This window comes from Vulcanisaeta sp. JCM 16161 (genome assembly GCF_001316285.1).
The window spans coordinates 191,773-209,283 of sequence record NZ_BBDO01000005.1 but is presented as its reverse complement, the minus strand read 5'-3'; the positions used below and the strand labels follow the sequence as shown (position 1 = coordinate 209,283).

General features: G+C 45.5%; 19 protein-coding genes, 1 tRNA gene and 6 pseudogenes. 13 read left to right on the top strand and 13 right to left on the bottom strand.

Annotation, left to right across the window (positions count from 1 at the left end; translation table 11 throughout):
• Nucleotides 1–6: 6 nt before the first annotated feature.
• Nucleotides 7–103, bottom strand: a tRNA-Val gene (locus JCM16161_RS08085).
• Between the two features lie 216 nt (nt 104–319).
• On the opposite strand from JCM16161_RS08085, the pseudogene JCM16161_RS08080 reads away from it, so the two are divergent.
• The 4 genes and pseudogenes from JCM16161_RS08080 (at nt 320) to JCM16161_RS08070 (ending at nt 1,831) form a co-directional block, all read left to right on the top strand.
• Nucleotides 320–951: pseudogene (locus JCM16161_RS08080) on the top strand (sugar kinase).
• On the top strand, nt 948–1,157 hold the full coding sequence (locus JCM16161_RS17025; protein WP_243670867.1) for a carbohydrate kinase family protein: 210 nt from the start codon (nt 948–950) through the stop codon (nt 1,155–1,157). Before JCM16161_RS08080 ends, JCM16161_RS17025 begins: the two are co-directional and overlap by 4 nt.
• Before the next feature lie 33 nt (nt 1,158–1,190).
• Nucleotides 1,191–1,397 carry a hypothetical protein gene (locus JCM16161_RS08075; RefSeq protein WP_054855533.1) on the top strand — a complete coding sequence of 69 codons (207 nt, stop codon included), beginning with the start codon at nt 1,191–1,193 and terminating at the stop codon, nt 1,395–1,397.
• Complete coding sequence (locus tag JCM16161_RS08070) at nt 1,394–1,831, top strand: hypothetical protein (RefSeq protein ID WP_243670866.1); 438 nt, start codon at nt 1,394–1,396, stop codon at nt 1,829–1,831. The genes JCM16161_RS08075 and JCM16161_RS08070 overlap by 4 nt, the downstream gene beginning before the upstream one ends.
• Here the strand turns inward: JCM16161_RS08070 and JCM16161_RS08065 are convergent.
• Nucleotides 1,806–3,133 (bottom strand): annotated as a pseudogene (locus JCM16161_RS08065) (APC family permease). The gene JCM16161_RS08070 and the pseudogene JCM16161_RS08065 overlap by 26 nt on opposite strands.
• Before the next feature lie 115 nt (nt 3,134–3,248).
• Here JCM16161_RS08065 and JCM16161_RS17020 point away from each other — a divergent pair.
• The 3 genes from JCM16161_RS17020 (at nt 3,249) to JCM16161_RS08055 (ending at nt 4,254) form a co-directional block, all read left to right on the top strand.
• Complete coding sequence (locus tag JCM16161_RS17020; RefSeq protein WP_243670865.1) at nt 3,249–3,431, top strand: hypothetical protein; 183 nt, start codon at nt 3,249–3,251, stop codon at nt 3,429–3,431.
• Complete coding sequence (locus JCM16161_RS17015; RefSeq protein ID WP_243670864.1) at nt 3,428–3,736, top strand: DUF4382 domain-containing protein; 309 nt, start codon at nt 3,428–3,430, stop codon at nt 3,734–3,736. Before JCM16161_RS17020 ends, JCM16161_RS17015 begins: the two co-directional genes overlap by 4 nt.
• A gap of 218 nt (nt 3,737–3,954) precedes the next feature.
• Nucleotides 3,955–4,254, top strand: coding sequence for a hypothetical protein (locus JCM16161_RS08055; RefSeq protein ID WP_054855531.1), 300 nt, complete (start codon nt 3,955–3,957; stop codon nt 4,252–4,254).
• On the opposite strand, the gene JCM16161_RS08050 is transcribed toward JCM16161_RS08055, so the two are convergent.
• Together JCM16161_RS08050 and JCM16161_RS08045 are read right to left on the bottom strand one after the other, a co-directional pair.
• The gene (locus tag JCM16161_RS08050) at nt 4,204–4,581 is read right to left on the bottom strand and encodes a MarR family transcriptional regulator (protein WP_054855530.1); all 378 of its coding nucleotides are present in this window, start codon (nt 4,579–4,581) and stop codon (nt 4,204–4,206) included. The genes JCM16161_RS08055 and JCM16161_RS08050 overlap by 51 nt on opposite strands.
• The gene (locus JCM16161_RS08045) at nt 4,572–4,793 is read right to left on the bottom strand and encodes a hypothetical protein (RefSeq protein ID WP_054855529.1); all 222 of its coding nucleotides are present in this window, start codon (nt 4,791–4,793) and stop codon (nt 4,572–4,574) included. Before JCM16161_RS08045 ends, JCM16161_RS08050 begins: the two co-directional genes overlap by 10 nt.
• Nucleotides 4,794–4,890: 97 nt before the next feature.
• On the opposite strand from JCM16161_RS08045, the gene JCM16161_RS17010 reads away from it, so the two are divergent.
• The 5 genes and pseudogenes from JCM16161_RS17010 to JCM16161_RS08025 all read left to right on the top strand — a co-directional run bounded on the left by JCM16161_RS17010 (nt 4,891) and on the right by JCM16161_RS08025 (nt 9,613).
• Complete coding sequence (locus JCM16161_RS17010; protein WP_243670863.1) at nt 4,891–5,334, top strand: hypothetical protein; 444 nt, start codon at nt 4,891–4,893, stop codon at nt 5,332–5,334.
• A 32-nt stretch (nt 5,335–5,366) separates the two neighbouring features.
• Nucleotides 5,367–6,377: pseudogene (locus JCM16161_RS08040) on the top strand (cobyric acid synthase); the annotation flags it as partial.
• Nucleotides 6,378–6,457: 80 nt separating this feature from the next.
• Nucleotides 6,458–7,530 (top strand): annotated as a pseudogene (locus JCM16161_RS08035) (asparagine synthetase A).
• A gap of 53 nt (nt 7,531–7,583) precedes the next feature.
• Nucleotides 7,584–8,731: pseudogene (locus JCM16161_RS08030) on the top strand (cobalamin-independent methionine synthase II family protein).
• A 300-nt stretch (nt 8,732–9,031) separates the two neighbouring features.
• Nucleotides 9,032–9,613, top strand: coding sequence for a MarC family protein (locus JCM16161_RS08025; protein WP_054855568.1), 582 nt, complete (start codon nt 9,032–9,034; stop codon nt 9,611–9,613).
• Between the two features lie 36 nt (nt 9,614–9,649).
• On the opposite strand, the gene JCM16161_RS08020 is transcribed toward JCM16161_RS08025, so the two are convergent.
• The 4 genes from JCM16161_RS08020 to JCM16161_RS08005 form a co-directional block, all read right to left on the bottom strand.
• Entirely contained in the window at nt 9,650–10,165 is a 516-nt protein-coding gene (locus JCM16161_RS08020; protein ID WP_054855528.1) for a hypothetical protein, read from the bottom strand.
• A complete protein-coding gene (locus tag JCM16161_RS08015) occupies nt 10,162–11,031 on the bottom strand; it encodes a hypothetical protein (protein WP_054855527.1) in 870 nt (289 codons plus the stop codon). Before JCM16161_RS08015 ends, JCM16161_RS08020 begins: the two co-directional genes overlap by 4 nt.
• On the bottom strand, nt 11,025–11,273 hold the full coding sequence (locus JCM16161_RS08010; protein WP_243670862.1) for a hypothetical protein: 249 nt from the start codon (nt 11,271–11,273) through the stop codon (nt 11,025–11,027). Before JCM16161_RS08010 ends, JCM16161_RS08015 begins: the two co-directional genes overlap by 7 nt.
• Before the next feature lie 579 nt (nt 11,274–11,852).
• On the bottom strand, nt 11,853–12,398 hold the full coding sequence (locus JCM16161_RS08005; protein ID WP_243670860.1) for a hypothetical protein: 546 nt from the start codon (nt 12,396–12,398) through the stop codon (nt 11,853–11,855).
• Nucleotides 12,399–12,471: 73 nt separating this feature from the next.
• On the opposite strand from JCM16161_RS08005, the gene JCM16161_RS08000 reads away from it, so the two are divergent.
• Entirely contained in the window at nt 12,472–12,996 is a 525-nt protein-coding gene (locus JCM16161_RS08000; RefSeq protein ID WP_054855525.1) for a hypothetical protein, read from the top strand.
• 44 nt (nt 12,997–13,040) lie between these two features.
• Here the strand turns inward: JCM16161_RS08000 and JCM16161_RS07995 are convergent, their stop codons facing one another.
• The 5 genes and pseudogenes from JCM16161_RS07995 to JCM16161_RS07975 form a co-directional block, all read right to left on the bottom strand.
• Complete coding sequence (locus JCM16161_RS07995; protein WP_243670859.1) at nt 13,041–13,994, bottom strand: hypothetical protein; 954 nt, start codon at nt 13,992–13,994, stop codon at nt 13,041–13,043.
• Nucleotides 13,995–14,066: 72 nt separating this feature from the next.
• Nucleotides 14,067–14,495: a nucleotidyltransferase domain-containing protein gene (locus JCM16161_RS07990; protein WP_243670857.1), complete on the bottom strand. Its 429-nt coding sequence runs from the start codon at nt 14,493–14,495 to the stop codon at nt 14,067–14,069.
• Nucleotides 14,488–14,862 (bottom strand): HEPN domain-containing protein, encoded by a 375-nt coding sequence (locus tag JCM16161_RS07985; RefSeq protein WP_243670856.1) that lies wholly within the window; start codon nt 14,860–14,862, stop codon nt 14,488–14,490. The genes JCM16161_RS07990 and JCM16161_RS07985 overlap by 8 nt, the downstream gene beginning before the upstream one ends.
• Nucleotides 14,863–14,945: 83 nt before the next feature.
• Nucleotides 14,946–16,658: pseudogene (locus JCM16161_RS07980) on the bottom strand (radical SAM protein).
• Between the two features lie 18 nt (nt 16,659–16,676).
• The gene (locus tag JCM16161_RS07975) at nt 16,677–17,504 is read right to left on the bottom strand and encodes a thioredoxin family protein (RefSeq protein ID WP_054855566.1); all 828 of its coding nucleotides are present in this window, start codon (nt 17,502–17,504) and stop codon (nt 16,677–16,679) included.
• Nucleotides 17,505–17,511 lie beyond the last annotated feature (7 nt).

Sequence of the window (17,511 nt, the reverse complement as noted above, 5' to 3'; positions counted from 1 at the left end):
TCCGCGTGGTGGGCCCGCCGGGACTTGAACCCGGGATCTCCCGCGCGTCAGGCTTGTACGGGGCGCGAGCCCTGGGCATCCTACCAGGCTAGACTACGGGCCCGTTGATTCCTTAGCTGTGTTGTTTTTAAGGTTTTAGCTTCCTTGAATTTGTTAGAGTAATTCCTTAATAGGCCGTGGTTATTAAATCTCCAATGCCTGAGGTTGTGGCTTTGGGTGAACCCCTGGTTCAGTTTAATGCCGTTACTGATGGGCTCTTAGGCATGTTACCTACTTCGAGAAGCATGCCACGGGTACTGAGGCTAATGTATGCGTTGCCCTGGTAAGGCTTGGCGTTAGTTGTGGATTGATAACTAGGCTTGGTGCTGACGAATTCGGCCTATTCATATACAATTGGCTTAGGGGTGAGGGTGTTGATGTTAGCCACGTTAAGTTCGATCCTGAGAGACCCACGGGTATATACTTCGTCCAGAGGAATTACCCAATACCCGGCGTTAGTGACGTGCTTTACTACAGGAGAGGCTCTGCAGCCTCGGCCCTGGGACCGAGGATGTGGACCCGGACTACGTTGGTGGCGCCAGGGTTTTTCACACGACGGGCATAACAATGGCCATCAGCGATACTGCTAGGTCAGCGGCATTTAGGGGCTTAGAGGTTGCTCATGGTAGGGGCGTTACCACGTCATTTGACGTTAATTATAGGAGGAAGTTATGGATGCGCGTGGAGGACGCCGTTAATGTGCTCTCGAAGGCGCTTAGTTTCGTGGATATAGTATTTCTCGATGAGGAAGAGGCCAATTTGCTACTTGGCGTGTCCGCAGTCGACGATGTGTTTAGGGAGTTACGCTCAAGGTTTGGCATTGATAAGATCGTGCTTAAGCTCGGCCTTAAGGGTTCAATGGCGTACTGGGAGGTAGGGTCGTTAAGGCCGATGCATTTAGGGTCCCTGTGAAGGACCCGATTGGCGCCGGTGATGCCTATGCAGGGGTTTTTCTTGCATCGATACTTAGGGGTCACGATGTGGAGAGTGCGATGAGGAGGGCCTCGGCTGCGGCTGCCATGGTCGTGATGGTTAGGGGTGATGAGGAGAACCTGCCTAGGGAGGATGATCTGAGGAGGTTTCTTGAGGGTTATGGTAGGCAGGTTGACCTTAGGTAAATCGGTTTTTAAATACAGCCTTGCTTACTGCCTGTGCGTAAGGCATTGATTGTTGGAATAAATGACATTAGCACCGTAGTTGCCAAATTACTGGTTAGTAATGGTTATGAGGTGAGCATGATAGCGAATAATGAGAATGAGGCAAGGCTTGGTAGGGGTGTCCCCGCCTACGTTTATGTGGGCGATCCAAGGATGAATCAATACTCAGGAATGCAGGTGTTGATGAGAGTGAGGTTGTGATTCTATCTATGGATGATGAGTCTAACCTAGAGGTTGCCAGGGCTGCTAAGTCGAGGGGTGTACCAACAATAATAGCATTGGTTAGTAATAAGGAGAGGTATCTCGACGCCTTCATTGAGTTGGGCGTTTACGCAATACCCATTGTGGATGCAATACTGTCTAAGATCGCCCATTACCTAAAGTTACCATTCAAGCAATTACTTTACTCAGATGATAAGGTGCAGGCGTACTACGTCGTAATTAGTTCGGACTCTCCATACATAAATCAGGAGGTTAAGGATGTTGCCAGGAAATGCGGTGTTGCAATACCGTTAATCATAAGGGGTGAGGACGTGATAATTAGCGATGAGGAAGTTAGGATAGAGGCAGGCGATAAATTATTCATCGTCGGTGCCTCAGACTCCGTGGTTAGGTGCGTCGAGAAGATTTATTGAGTAGGTGCAGTAACATGCCTATGAATAGCCATGACAGCACCACTAACACATACATGAACTTAATGAGGATTATGAGAATAATCGAGAATGTATATATAATGAGGCCAATGATTGATACGAGAGGCACCTCTATTCGTTTTATGGTTACACTGGGTATTCTGAAGTAACGCACTAAGTGCGGTTCCTTATTTCTAAACATTATTAGTGCTATCATGGTCATTAGGTACACAATCGTCGATGCTATTGCGTAGGAATCCGCGATAAGCTCAACGCTACCAGGTAGCACAAATAATATTGCTATTAGTGATGAGATTATTATCGCTAAATGAGGCGTCCTATACCTACCATGAACGCTACTTAACCTGCTCGGTAACAAGCCGTCCTCGCTCATTACGTAAATACCTCTCGAAAAGTCCACAACGCCTGCATTTACAGATATTAGGAGAACTATTGCTATTGATATTGAGACATAGGTGGATAAATACGCATTATGAAGTAAGTACCTGGCCAGGGCACCTATGGGATCACCAACATTACTGGAGACCGTTGTTAATGCACCCGATAATATCGTCAATAATGACAGCAGTAATGCAATAGCAGTTGATAATGTGGATACGCCGATTATTGCCCTTGGGACCGATATGTAGGGCGTCACTGCCTCTCCCGCTGATTGCGCTATTACGTCAATGCCCGTGTAACCCCTAAATGAGTATGTTAATCCATGAATCAGGTAATCAAAATTGAATGACAACCTGGGCAAAAGGACTCCGTGACCAATTACCAGGTAATAACCAAACACTAATAATGTCAGTATCCCAAGCAGGTCGATTGTTAGCAGGGTTAGGTTAAAACGTGCGGAGGCCTTTATCCCAAGTATGTTTATTACCATTATCATTATTATAATTAAAACTGATAATGCGGAGTTAATGGGCCACCATGAGGCTGGAGGATGATTACACTAAGGTAATTAATGGTGCCCAGGGCGCCGTATGCAATCATTAGTATTTGGTCAAAGCTCAATAACCAACCTGCGATGAAGCCCCAGGTGTTGCCCAGTTCACGGCGTATGTAGTAATACGCGCCGCCGGTCCTTGGTATTGCACTACCGAATTCCGCGTATGCCAGCCCAACGAGCCATAGGGATAGGGATCCCAGGAGCATCGTTATTGGTAGTAAGGGTCCTGAGTTAAATGCGACTATGCCTAGCGTGAAGTAGTAGGTTGATGATACGTCTGAGTACCCAAGAGCCAGCAACTCTAGCGTGCTTAGGTCCCTCTTCAGCCATGTAATTCTTTCAGTCATTAAGGTTAATTCACCTGGTTTTTAATGTTTAAAAATAGTGAATGGGACTTTCCACGGAAATTTCACGGTGATTTCTTCGGCATACCTTTTAAATAACGAAGTCACGATACACCTGGTGATTAAGGTGAAGGGCTGGGTCATAGGCGCAATAGTGGTTGTAGTGGTAGTAATAGGAGTAGTTGCTTACCTAATGCTTAGTGGGCATGGCATAGGCATAATAAGTGGAAGTACAGGTACCATAAGCCAGGTATACGTATACTTAACCGATAAACCGTTAAGGTTAATCACCTATACGTGACAATAAGTGAAATAGCCTTTCATAGGGAGGGTGGTGGCAACAATACTTGGGTAACCTGTAGCCTAGCGCAAACAACCTTTGATCTGGTACAGCTAGTTAATACTAGTCAACTCGTTGCTCAGTGCTCGTTAACTAATGGCACGTACAACATAATACGATTATACGTTACTGGCGTTCAGGCCGTAGTTAATGGGCAAACATACAACTGCACATTACCGAGTGGTAAGTTCGAAATACCCCTTGGGCTAAGCCCCATTATCGTTAATGCACCAGCTATGATGTTAATGTGGACTTTGGCGCGGTGAATAATGTTGTTATTACAGGTAATGGTAAGTGCGTGGTAATACCCGTGATTCATGTATCGGTTAGGAAGCATTTATAAAGTCCTCCATTAATATTAAAATCGTTTAAAATAATTGCCGTATTTTGCAACCCTTTCTAAGGGTTGCAATAAGGTTGCCGTTTAGTTGCCTGTGCGCCTTTACGATATGGTTAAAGACTGTTGCAGAGACTAACTCTCTTGATGTACAGGAAGAAACCAAGGACCAGGGTTGAGATATACGCCGATATCCTACTCTCACTGGATAAAATGGGGAGTTGTGATAAGTTGAGTAGGCTTGCGATGATGGTTGGCGTACCTTACGATAGGTTAATACGTTACTTAAATGAACTGAAGAACCTGGGCTTAGTTAGGTGGGAGCCATACTCAGGGGTTTACCTCACAAGGAAGGGATTGGAGGCGTTGATTAACGCCCAGAGTAATAGGGATAATCTAGTCCTTATCCTTTCTGGGCTTGTCCAGGGTACTAAAACCATTACGTAGAATCAAAACATTAGTAACACCGGCCCTCCTCCTCTCAATAACTCCCTTAGTCTCAAGTCTCTTCACAAGTCTCGACACCTGATACTTACTCAACCCTAGTTCACGCCCTAACTCTACCTGGGTTATCATACCGCCCCTCTTACGTATTACCTGCAGAGCCCTTTTCTCTAGGTTTGATAGGGCAATGGTACTTATGGCATTGTCATTATCATCATTATTTACGGGTAAACCACCCTGATAAACGGCATTGCCCCTATACCTACTGTTCATTATTGAGGAGTAGATAAGTACTGAGGCTAGGGATGACAGGATGGCTGTTAATACCATGCTAAGTATAATATCGTATGCAAGGACAGGGCTTGTGAATGGCTGGATCGACCAATGATTTTTAGCACGCCGTCGGGACCTACCGCGACTATGGGCACCTTGAGACTTAGGAATAGGTTATCATAAAGCTTGATGATTAGGTATATGGATAATGCCATGAGCGCAGTACCAACCCATAGCTTATAATTCCTCATTGTCGTCCACTCGGTCATACATGCATCACTTAATTAATTTACTCATGTGAAGTACTTAAATTTTCTTCCTTAGATGAGGTAAGATTTATTGCCCTAGGGTTAAGGAGGGATATCAGTGAATATATACATAGTATCGACAATGAGCGATTCAGGGAAAACCGCGATAGTGAGCGCATTATTGAGAATTCTTAGCATTAAGGGCTTTCGCGCATCACCATTTAAGGCGCAGAACATGTCGCTTAATAGCTACCCATCCATTGAGGGTGGCGAGATAGCACTGGCTCAGGCGATGCAGGCGTACGTGGCCGGCTTAATGCCCAGTGTTTACCATAACCCAATCCTGATAAAGCCAATGCTGGGTGATAAGGCTGAATACATAATACTTGGTAAACCAAGGGCTCAATTATCCTTCAATCATTACCTCAATGATTCTTCAATACGCCGTCTCGCGATCAATGCCGTTAAGGCTAGTGTACGTAAGTTGATTGAGGAGTATGACATAGTGGTTGGTGAGGGTGCTGGGTCGCTTACGAGCCAAACCTCGCCAGTAAGGACCTAGCCAATTTCAGACCGGCTGAGTGGCTTGGTGCCAATGTATTCGTCGTCCTCGACATCGATAGAGGGGGTTCCTTCATTCAGGGGCTTGGCTTAATGAAATCACTACCACCTAGATGGAGAAGGCTGGTTAGGGGCTTCATTATTAATAAGTTCAGGGGTGATGAAAGGCTACTCAATACTGCCATAAAGTGGCTTGAGGAAAGGACGGGTAAACCTGTCCTCGGGGTTTTACCGTACATCGATGACCTATGGCTGTGGCCTGAGGACTCCATGGACCTAAGACCAATCGGTAATGGACCACTGGATGTCGCATTGATTGCCTATCCATACATCTCTAATTTCAATGATATTTACCCATTGATTCTTGAGGATGATGTCACGGTTAGGATAGTTAGGAGCCCGAAGGAATTGGGTGATCCCCACCTTGTAATACTGCCTGGCTCTAAGAATGTGGTCGCGAGCCTTGATTGGATGAGGAGGGTTGGCCTGGATAAGGCGTTAATGAGGATTAAGGGCTCAGCAGTTATTTTGGGGATATGTGGTGGCTTTCAAGCGATGGGCAGGGTATTGAGCGACCCACACGGCCTCGAGGCAGGTACTCCAGGTAATTATAACGGGCTTGGCCTCGTTAATGTTAATACAGTATATGGCACCGAAAAGGTTGTGTCACTGTCAAGGGCTGTCGGGTTGAGGGGTGAGTTGGAGGGTGTTAAGGTTAGGGGTTATGAGATACATAGGGGTATTCCTCAGTACGTCGGTGATGAGCCGTTAATAATGATTAGGGAGAGGAATGGGAGACCTGTGGAGCAGATGGATGGGGTGTTTAGGGAGAAGGAGCTGGTGATTGGAATAACATTGCATGACTCACTGGGTGATCCGAACTTTAGGGGCTTCGTACTCAACATGGCGAGGGAGGTCGCCGGGCTACCTAAGCGCGATTCAGCGGGCCTAACAAGCATTGACTTATTAATGAGGCAAATTGACAGATTTTCCTCAATAGTTAAGGATATTTTGGACATTGATTTCATGATTAGTGATGTATAATGCGTTAGTGTTAATTCGGTTTTTATTGTCATTTTTTTAAGGCATATTTAAAAGGGGCAATTACCACTTGGGATCACTATATGGATAAGTGGCCCGAGAGGAAGGAGCCCTATTTCCACCCAGCTGTTTTGGAGTTCGAGAAGATGGTTTCAGATCAAGGTAAATACCTTGAATTCATTAAAGAGTGGCTTAGCTATTCATGGAGGTGGGCTAGGGAGGATAAGTATAAGCTGGTCTTTAAGGTTCAAGCGGCGATAATTGATGCGTTGAGGGAGTTCTTGAATTCCAGGGGATTTACTGAGGTCCTGGCTCCAATAATAGGTCCAGTGACTGATCCAGGCATTAGAGGCGCTAAGCAGGCCACTGTGGACTTCTACGGGATGGAGTATAAGGTAATGTCGAGCGCCATACTTTATAAGCAGTACATGGCCGCGTCACTTGGCAAGATTTACTTCCTAAGTCCAAACATTAGATTTGAACCAAACGATAGTGTCTTCACGGGAAGGCACTTAGTTGAGTTTTATCAATTGGATCTCGAGGTCTATGGCGCAACATATAACGACGTTATTGACCTAGCCGAGGACATGATTATTTATGTAGTTAAACGTGTCAAGGAAGAGTACGGTAAGGAACTTGAGACAAAACTCAACAGGCAACTGCCCGACTTCAGGAAGCCATTCAAGAGGTACACGCACAAGGAGGCTGTGGAGCTCGTTAATGAATTGGGCTGTAAGAATCCACCAAATACTGAAATAAGGTGGGAGTGCGAGAAATTATTGTCGGCTTATCATGAGAATCCATTCTTCATAATTGATTATCCCAAGGGAGCCAGGGGATTCTACGACCGTGAAGACCCACAAAGACCTGGCATACTCAGGGACTTCGACATGCTATACCCAGAGGCTTCGGTGAGGCTATTAGTGGTGCTGAGCGTGAGTACGAGCCAGTCAAGGTTATAGCTAGGATGAGGGAGGGCGGTGAAGACCCAAACAAGTATAGGTGGTACTTAATGATGCTCAGGGAGTTTTACCCACTGCAAACCGCTGGTTTTGGCATTGGCATTGAGCGATTAACGAGGTATGTGTGTGGGTTAAGAGCTGTTTGGGAGTCTAGACCATACCCAAAATTGGCGGGTATTGGACCAACACCCTAAAATTAATCTGTTACAGGAAATAATTTATAAATAAACTCTAGAGCCAACTGATAATGCCCGAGGAAACCTTCATAACATCAGTGGTTGGTAGTTTTCCAAGGCCTAAATGGTTAATAGAAGCCTTCGATAAATTCAATAGGGGTGAAATAAGCAAGGAGGAGCTTGATGAATACCTTGATGACGCTGTTAAGCTGACCGTTAAGGAGGAGGAGTTGGCTGGTCTGGATGTTATAACTGATGGGGAGCAGAGGAGGACTAGCTTCGTGGCGTTCGTTGGCCAGAAGATACCTGGCTTTAAGCTGATCTACGTTACTGATATAAATCCAAGAGCAATAGAAATAATGAAACAATACAAGGCGCAACTAACCTACTGGAGGGCCGTGGCTGTTGAGCAGATTAGGGATGCCGTGATAGCCCTTGACGAGTTCAGGTTCACCAGGTCAGTCACTAGTAAGAGGATTAAGGTCACGTTACCAAGCCCATACCTAATCATGTGGGAGACCTGGGACGCAAAGTACTCAAGCAGGTATACCCACAGCCTGAGGACCTTGCCCAGGACTACATAAAGGTGCTTAGGCAGGAAATAATTAGGCTCAGGGACGCTGGCGTAGACTTCATACAACTTGATGAACCCATGCTCGGCGACTTAGTCGAGGCCAAGGAGAACGAGCCGGACAGGTATAGGAAGGTCATTGAGGCAATACACGGGCAGAAGTACAGGGGCTTCAAGAATGAACTCTATCTAGCCAGGGACCTAATAAACGAGACTATTAAGGGAATCGATGGCGTGAGGATAGGGATGCACATGGATAGATGGCCAAACCCAGACTCACCATTCTACGGCATAGGCTTTGAGAGACTCGCGCCCGAGGTCTATGATATAAAGGTTAGGCAGTACGTACTTGAGTACGCAAGCCAGGCAGTGGTGACCCGGCAGTCTTTGCGAAGGATCTGCAGCGATAAGGAGCTTGGGCTTGGGGTTATTGATGTTAGAAATCCGCAGGTTGAGGATCCGCAAATCGTCGTGCAGAGAGTTGAGAGAGTTCTAAAGGTCCTCGATCCAAGTAGGGTGTGGCTAAACCCAGACTGTGGTTTTGCACCTGGCATGTACAGGAAGTTTGAGAGGAGGATAGCCTTTGCCAAGGTGCGTTCAATGACCGAGGCCGCAAAGATTTTAAGGAAGAAATACGGTGAGAAGTAGGTCTTGCCCTTAAATGATGAGTACGGACCGGCTTGATAAAAATGAAGAATGCTATCCTTGCTGAATGACCTTAATCAGTTAGGATACCCATCGTCACTGGTCGGTTCCCAATTCATCATCACCAACCACTTAACACCGTAAGGACTATAAGTAGGTTTTTTTATGCATTAATATTACCGGTGATCAATGAGCCACTTGCCCCCCACTGAGCATGTGATGATAATCAATAATTGAGTGAAAGGTTATTATAGTTATTACGCGTTAATTAACAGTGCCTGGAGCCTAATAGACATTCTAAACATGACGGGTCAATTAATAGCAATACTCAACCCAATAGGTGCAATACCAACACTATCTATATACATAATAAACATGGAACAGGAACAACTAAGGAGGGTCTACCAACTAGTCGGTATTAGCGTACCCCTACTAATGGTGATATTCGCGGTCGGCGGCAGGTACATACTACAGGCCTTCGGCGTAAACCTAGACGCCTTTAGAATAGCAGGCGGCGTACTCCTCATGGGCATTGCCATGGAAACCCTAATGGCCGGCGGTCCCAGGGCTGTTGGTGCCGTTAAGGAGCCCGAGGAGTTCGTGCTAGTGCCAATAGTGACGCCGTTACTTGTTGGGCCGGGCACGATCACGGAGTTAATACTATTCTCGGCACTATACCCCATTTACGAGGTTATAGTAGCGGCGCTCCTGAGCTCGGCATTCACGTACGTGGTGATTAGGTTCTCACAACCACTATTGAAGAGGTTGGGTAGTAACACGCTTAAGGTCCTTGGCAGGTTCATGAGCCTGATAATAGCCGCGCTCGCCATAGGGATGATACTAACGGGAGTAACGAACTACATAGAATCACTACATATAGCATGATTTTAACCCTTTAAAATTCAATTGCCCACTTATCAATTAACAGGGTGTTGCCTGCACGTTAGTATACACAATCGCGGGTCCCGAGGAATAGAACGTAATTGTACCACTCTGCGTCGTATAACCATTATAGTAAAACTCAATTTCGTACTGACCCGGCGATAATGATATACTTAACTGAGCCGTTTGGTGGAAGGGCGCATTAATGGTGCCCGAGGTGACCAATTGCCCATTAACCTCGTTATAAACGTAATACGTAATCGTACCTCCAGGCACCAGCAGTGGGGAATTATCGATATAGACATTTATATCGTAGGTAATTGTCGGCGGAGGTAAGCACTCGGGCGCCGAAACACTGCTGGGACCCCAGGCAACGATGTTTGTCGATGTGGAGTAACTACCCGGCGGCTCGACGTAGAAGCCGCTCAGTACTGGGTAGAAGGTTTGACCGTTATACTGATACTGGACATTAGCGCCAATCCCTAATAAATCGCCATAAATAAACGTATTTTGATTATCGATAATCGCAATAAGGCTATATGTAACGCTCGTCACTGCGTCTGCACCTCAGCAAACAGCGAGGCCTCTATACCTAGACTGAATGGTATGAGCTCAGGATCTAGTAGGTCAATTATGGCACCGACAGGTATTGCGTAGAGGAATGGATAGTCCTGTGAGTACTCCTGCATGTATAGATAACTATACTCATATTCCTGTCCAGAGGATGATAGATCAAACTCATCGAAGGGTACTGTAACTATACCTACGTATTGGTTCAGAGTATTCAACGCATTACTCACGTATTGCGTACCGACCTCATGCGTCGTATAGAGCGCATTTAAATTTGCGCTTTGTACGTAGGCCTCATAGGCATGATAATTAGAGTTACATGAGTCCACAAACTCTGCCGTGCCCAGTGTACCCTGTACATAAACAGCGGCTATAGGCCACTCATAATTGAACCCATCACCGGTGTAACTATAACTAAAGGATTGATAGAATGATTGGCCACCAATTTCATATATGAGTTCTGTGGTTTCTGTGGCAACTGATGCGTAGAAGTATAGCGTTGTTGATTGCGATTGCGCAACACCAGCGTTAACAGTACCGTCAAAGTTTGTGTTGCTGGTGTATTGGTCCACGGCAAATATGAGCGGTATATACGTTGTGTTCGTCTGCATACTCCAAACGAGATTCCACTGGCAGAATGGGTAGCCTGGCGGTCCTGGTGGTGTTGGTATGTTTAAGGTTATCCCGTTGTTTATATTGATGCTTCCTAGCCTTTCAAGCCTTATACTTATGGTCCTATAGTTTAGGAATGGTATTGCCAATGATGCCGTGTTGAGTAGGTCCTTGGGGTTATACGTTATGAAGTAGAATCTCGAGTATAGCGTCGTCCCATTAACATAGGTCACTACCACCTCCAGACCAACACCGGCATTACCGAAGCCTCCTCAACCCACTCCCTGGCTATTGGGGCTATATTGCTTAACGGCACGTAGGCCTGCCCAAGCGAGTTGGTAGTGCCATTCCAAACCTCCATCAATGACCTCCTATGACCAGGTGGTAGTAACGCGAAGACCTGGACGTACGCGTTTGCCACGGTCCTGTTTTGCGGGGTTAAGACCGTTACTGTCATGTACGGTGTAGTGGGTATGCCCATACTAAGTAACGTACCATTAGGGATATTACGGAGATCATGACGAGGATGGGCACTAAATACATTATTCCTCTTTTCATTATCTTTGGCATAGGTAACTCAAATTTAACTAATATATATATATCGGCTCGATCTATTGTAAGATTTATGACATGTAATACATTGATAAACTAAATAATATAGCGTAGGATTCTACGAGCCTATCATATAAAATTTATATTTAATCTATATTTGTAAACGAAATAAACTTAATTTAATATAAAACCTAGGTGTTCGCCTGAAGGACTACTACGTTTGTAGTGTATACATCGACCGTGACGCCGATCGGAGGCATGTAATTACATATGTAATTACCAGACGAGGGGTCGCCGATATTTGCGACGCCGGCCGTGGCGTTAATAGTCTCGTACAGGGGCGGCCATCCACCAGGTTTCGAGGGATCCAGCTGCTAAATGTCCGAGGGTACTAATACGTACGTAGTTTCAGTACTTAAATTTATGAAACTCCACTTCCATGTATCCTATCCTCTTTTGGTAAGCTAAGGTCGTTCTAACTAATCGATTAAGTAAATATGTGTTCTCATCATTGTTGCTTCTTCCTTCCGTATAGTTTGTATGCCCTCACTATGCTGGCCACTTGAAATACCTTGAAGGCTATTTCGGAGTTGTCCTCCCACCACCAACGCTTTGCAATCTCGATAACCCTCTCAAGCTCCTCAATGCTCATCTGTTCAGGGTCCTTGGAGAACACGGACTTGATGAACTCGAGCTCCTCCTTACTAATTGGGTTAGCCCTAACCATACCAATAACCCTACTAACCTCGTTAGTCAATACCCTAACCTCATCCTGCGAGAACAAGCCCTTAAGCCCCATGTACTCAATAAGGAGTGAATTAACATTAACAACCGCTGACTTAAGCCCACTCTCTAAATTATTCATCCTATTCTCCAAGCCCACTACCCTAGTCTCTACCTCCTTAATCCTATTGCTCAATTTCTCCTCCAAATCCCTAAACCTCCAATCAATGCCCTCAAACTTCCTACCCAGCCAATACGTGAATGAGGCCAGGTAGGCTATTATCGTAACCAACAGACCAATTACATAAATAAGCTCATCCACAATAACCATTACTAACAAATCCTTAATAAACCTATCATGCCCTCAAGCAACACTTTTGAATCTAAACGCATCTTAACCCTTAATGAGCGAGCCGGTGCCAATACATGCCGAGGGCATATTCACGATGGGGGTTGATGGCGGTGTGTGGGAGAACCTCATTTTTGAGTACCTGGATAAGGATCATTACTACAGGGACCTACTGAGGAATAGGGAGGGATTGCTTAATGAGTTGAGGACTGTCATGGGGAATATGCAGGGCTTCCTGGATGAGGAGACTATTAAGATTAATGGCGAGATCGTTAGGGCCAGGGTTATTGATATTAGTCTCGGCTTTAGGGGCTCCTTTGATAGGCCCTACCTAGAGTTTTACATATACTTCAAGGGCAATTTAAGGAAAGGTATTAACAAGTATGAGGATTATTATGAGGAGGAGGTTGCCGAGTATGATTATGAGATTGTCTGGCTCTTCCCGCCGGGTTTCAGGATTATTGAGTATGAATTTGCTGGGGAGGGCTCGGTAATGGGTGGTGGAAACATCCTGAGGCTAATCGTGAGGAAGGGCCTTAAGGTTGGTAATTATGAAAGCATTACGTTTGAAGTGCCTTAAAAGTCCGTAACAACGTTTTTAACAACAATGTAGAGTAATAATGATTACCCCTCTCCAGGTAAGGGCGGCGGTAACTCAAAGTAGAATGACGCACCGGCGCATATACATGCCGCCTCCACGGACTTAGCGCCAGGGAATGACGTTGGGTAATAAACATGGCCGTAAGCGTCCATACCAACCCAGGGCCAATTACTTAATACAACGGTAATCCCACAATCATAAAATGCGTAGCCCGCGTCGGTTTGAGTCTGGGCAGCGATTGAACCAACGCCATAATTAGTCCCTGGCGCATTTGTTGTGCATAACGCATACCCAAAGCCTGGCTGCGCGTTTCCATCGTCTATTATACTCTCAACAGACACTCCAGGGTTTATGAAGAACCAGCCAGCGGCAGTGGTGTTAGCGGCAACGGCACCGCCGATGTACCAAACCGCTGAGTATTGCTCAAAATACACCTCTGGGTCATTAGCGCTGCTTAAGCCAGGCAATGGTACCATGAACTTCTCAATCTTGAATATGCCCACTGGCGTGAAGTTCCCTTCACGTGGATAGATAATTTCCACCTTCACACTGGCCATCGGGCGTCTTACAACGGCATACAGCTTATAGTCGTTAGCATTATTCCATAAGTACACGTATAGCCCGCCCTCATGAACTATAATTGATGCGTATTTATATTCATAGCCGTTGGGTAATTGGAACGTGACTAGTGTATTTTCAAAGGGCTTGACATTAATTATTGGGTATGGTGGTTTGGCTAAAGTAATGAACCCCCTCAGGGCGCTGCTAAACGTGTTCTTTATCATTTCCTGCATCATTGTTTGGTTGATATTTCCATTACTGAAGTTCGCGATAACGCTGAAGGAGTAGGTCGATGTTAATGAATTGTAAATACTTATTGGGTTTGTTCCATATATTATCAATACAATGGCCATGGCCAAGGCTAGCACCATCGTTACTACCGCTGCACCTACCCTCCAGTTTGGTAGAGAGCTCATGCGAATCACCATTCTACCATTTTGGCGAGCTTTTTTTTGTTCTGGCTGTTCACTTAAAATACTCGTTCTTATCTACTCCATTAATGGTTTCTCAGGTATTGTCCACCAACCATTCACCCTCCTTATTATACCCTCGTTGATCGCCCTCTTGAAGATTTCTCTCAATTTCTCAAAGGTCCCATCATCATATATCACAATACCGTAGTCCAGGGCATCATACAGCGAGATCGAGCCTCTATTCATTAGTCTCTTAACCTCATCAAGCGTGTATGGAAATACCTCAAGGGCTAGCCCTAAGTCCCAACAGGCCATGAAGTCACGTACCCTATCAAGGAAACTCTTCTCCGAACCTGGTATTATGATTAGTAGGTCAACGTCACTATTAATTAGCCAGTCACCCCTCGCACGTGACCCAAATAATACGGCTGAGTTTATCCTGTAACCATGCTCGACCAAGCATCTGACGTATTTCCTTAATTCATTAATGATTTCCTCACCCATTCAACCACCCGAGAGGCGGCCTCAACGCAATGTTCAGCCTCCCTCCTTGAGTAAACCTCGCTTGCACTCCATTGGCGGCATCAGGATAGCGAGAAACCAGATAATGAGGATTTAAGTCCCTTAAATCATCAAATACCTCATCAATAAGTACACCGCTGCTCCTTAACCTATCAGCTAATTCTAATAAATTATGGGTCCTTGGCGGTAATACCCTTAGCTTCTCGATTATTAATGCTTTCAAAGCCTTCTCCGCGGCTTGGTGCGAGTGGAATGCCGCATAATTAAGGTAACCCATTTCAAGAAGATGCCGTGCTAATTCAAGCTCCTTAATTGCCTCCTTCAACCATTGCTCTGTCTCCTCACGCATTTCTTAATTTTACCTTAATTTTAAGGCGTTTATATTTATTGAATGATAAAAATAAAAATAAAAATAAAAATTAATAGAAATACTCATAATGTTAAGTATTTACTTAATTCGTAATTGTTATTAACTATGCTCCTTAACTGCTCATAACTTCGTATAGGCCTTGAGGCAATTATCCTATTAAGTACGTCCCTGCTCATGTTGGGACATACTTAAGTAATCGTTTTGGCGCCTCATTAACATTCACTGGGTATGGCACGCCTATCACTGATCTAAAGCCATGCTCAGACACGGCAACGTCGATCCACCTTCCAAGCTCTATCTTGGCGGGTATGTAAATTAACAGCGGATATGAACCTACCTGCCTTGCGTATGTCCCATTTCCATAATGAGCCTCTGTGAATACCCTCCTTAGTATTGTGCCCTTTGGCACAACCCTCCTGAGCATCTCATGGTCGAAATACCTCCTAACCCAGTACTTGAAGGCTAGGAAGTACTTCCTGTGAACCTTCAGTAATTGCCTAATCTCATCGGCTTGATTCCACAGCGGTGTCGGTGGTAGCACAAGGACCTGCCTAATGTTAACCCTCCTAACCCAAACATCATCATTAAGCAACCTCCTTAAGAATTCAATGTTTAGCCTAAAGGTCTCCTTGGTCTCGCCGGGCAAGCCAATGATAAAGTTAATGCCAGGAAGTAACTCAGGCATTCCATTCCACCCCCTAACCCTACCCAACTCACTAATCGTCTTAACCGCGAAGTAAGCCTCATCAGGCATCACCTTTAGGTATTCAATTTGACAACCCTAGGGTCAGCAGTCTCTATACCCATTGCAGCCACGTCACCGGGCGTGTGGTACTTCATCAATATCTTCGTAACCTCAATACTCTCCCTGGGCCAGTGATAAATGGTGCCTGGATTAACATTGTCGATGTGCAGGGTCTCCAATTCAGGTGCCACGTTCCTAATGCCAACGAGTAATTCCTCAATAGCCCCTGGGTTAGGCCTTGGAAATTCCAGCTTACCTGTGTCGTGAGCCATGTAAGTGTAGAAGTCGGCCTGCCTACCAAGCCTGAAGTGCCTAACCCCAATACTATATAATGCCTCAACCTCCGCAACAATGGCCTTAGCATCCCTATACTTAACCGGGCCGTACCTAACCGTAGCGCAAAAGGAACAACCACCCGAGATATACCTTGGGCAGGACTTATAGGTCTCAAGCTCAATGATTAGGTTCCTACCGTAATTAGGATGCTGCGTAACTATGCGTGAGCCCAGCACTGCGAATTTGTTGATTAATCCATAGTCAATGTGTACCAGGCTGGCGAGACCTTCGATAATTGGTAATTATTCCTCAGCAACTCATAGACCACCAGGTCCACGTCACCCGTAACCACTAGGTCGTAATACCTCCGAAACCTACTCCTTGGAATTGCCACTGTGCCGCCCGCCGAACCATAGCCGAACCGAGCCACTGGACCACCAAGGATCTTTATGGGTCCAGTAACCATGTTCGCAATCCTCTCAATTTCCTCAAGCCTTATCGGCTCACCACCGAGGTACTTGCCCGGCGTTACAATGCCTGCCACAACAATGAGTATACGGGCTTCGTTGGCGATCTTAATGAATTCCGCCCAGTTAGCCCTGACTTTGTCTATGGTGAAGTACTTAACATCTATTGACTTATCGACACTCCACACAGCCCCGGCAATATAGCGTGGATAAACATCTAGGTAAGGCGGTACTCCAAGTCCAGCGGGTTCGTCGGTATAGCCGTCAAGTATTACTACCCTATCCATTGCTCCTATAAATTTGGGTTAGGTGCCCTTTATGCTTTTCATCACATTATCAATAACCTCAACATACTCCGAATCGCTGAATATTTTTGTTTGCTCTTCAACGACCTGCCTCATGTACTCATCAAAGTTCCGACTCATGAAGTCATAAACCCTCTCAACCTTCTCCCTAAACCTCTCATTACTAATTGGGTATGCCCTAAGGCCAACCCTACCAAGGGCGCTTCGTATAATCATCCAGTGGGCAATGACCTCCTTACTATATACCTTCGAGACCTCGTTCCAACCCAGGAACTTGTTATGCAACCAGAATACCTCCCTAGCGAAGTTCTTTGTTATCACCGTTAGGAACCTATCCTCCCTACTCTTTATGGCATCCCTACACGTGCTTGGATTGCTTAAGTACTTGCGTAGCTCATTGTAGACCTCATCACGATTACTATATATGGATATGTTCATTATTGCCATCGTGAAATCCCTATCCCTGAGGAAGGCATTGCAGTCCTCATTAACGTATAACCACAGCGCAGTCGCAACACTATCAAGGACACCCCTAAAGAATCTCTCCTCAAGTTCCTTCAGGTCGCCCTCGAACTTATTACCTGTGTACTCACCATCAAGTATTGCCTTAAGCCTCTTGAAATCGACTATGCCGGCAAACACCAACTCGCCGTTGATGAATATACTCGGCACAGACCTAACCCCCCTCTCCATTGCCGTGTACGGGTCTTTAGACGTATCCACTACCTTAACCTTATCCAGGTAGCCCCACTGCTTTAATAGCTTAATTAATGTATGGCAGGTACTGCATGTTGGGTGTATGAATATTTCCACATTAGACGTGTTCACGGCATCA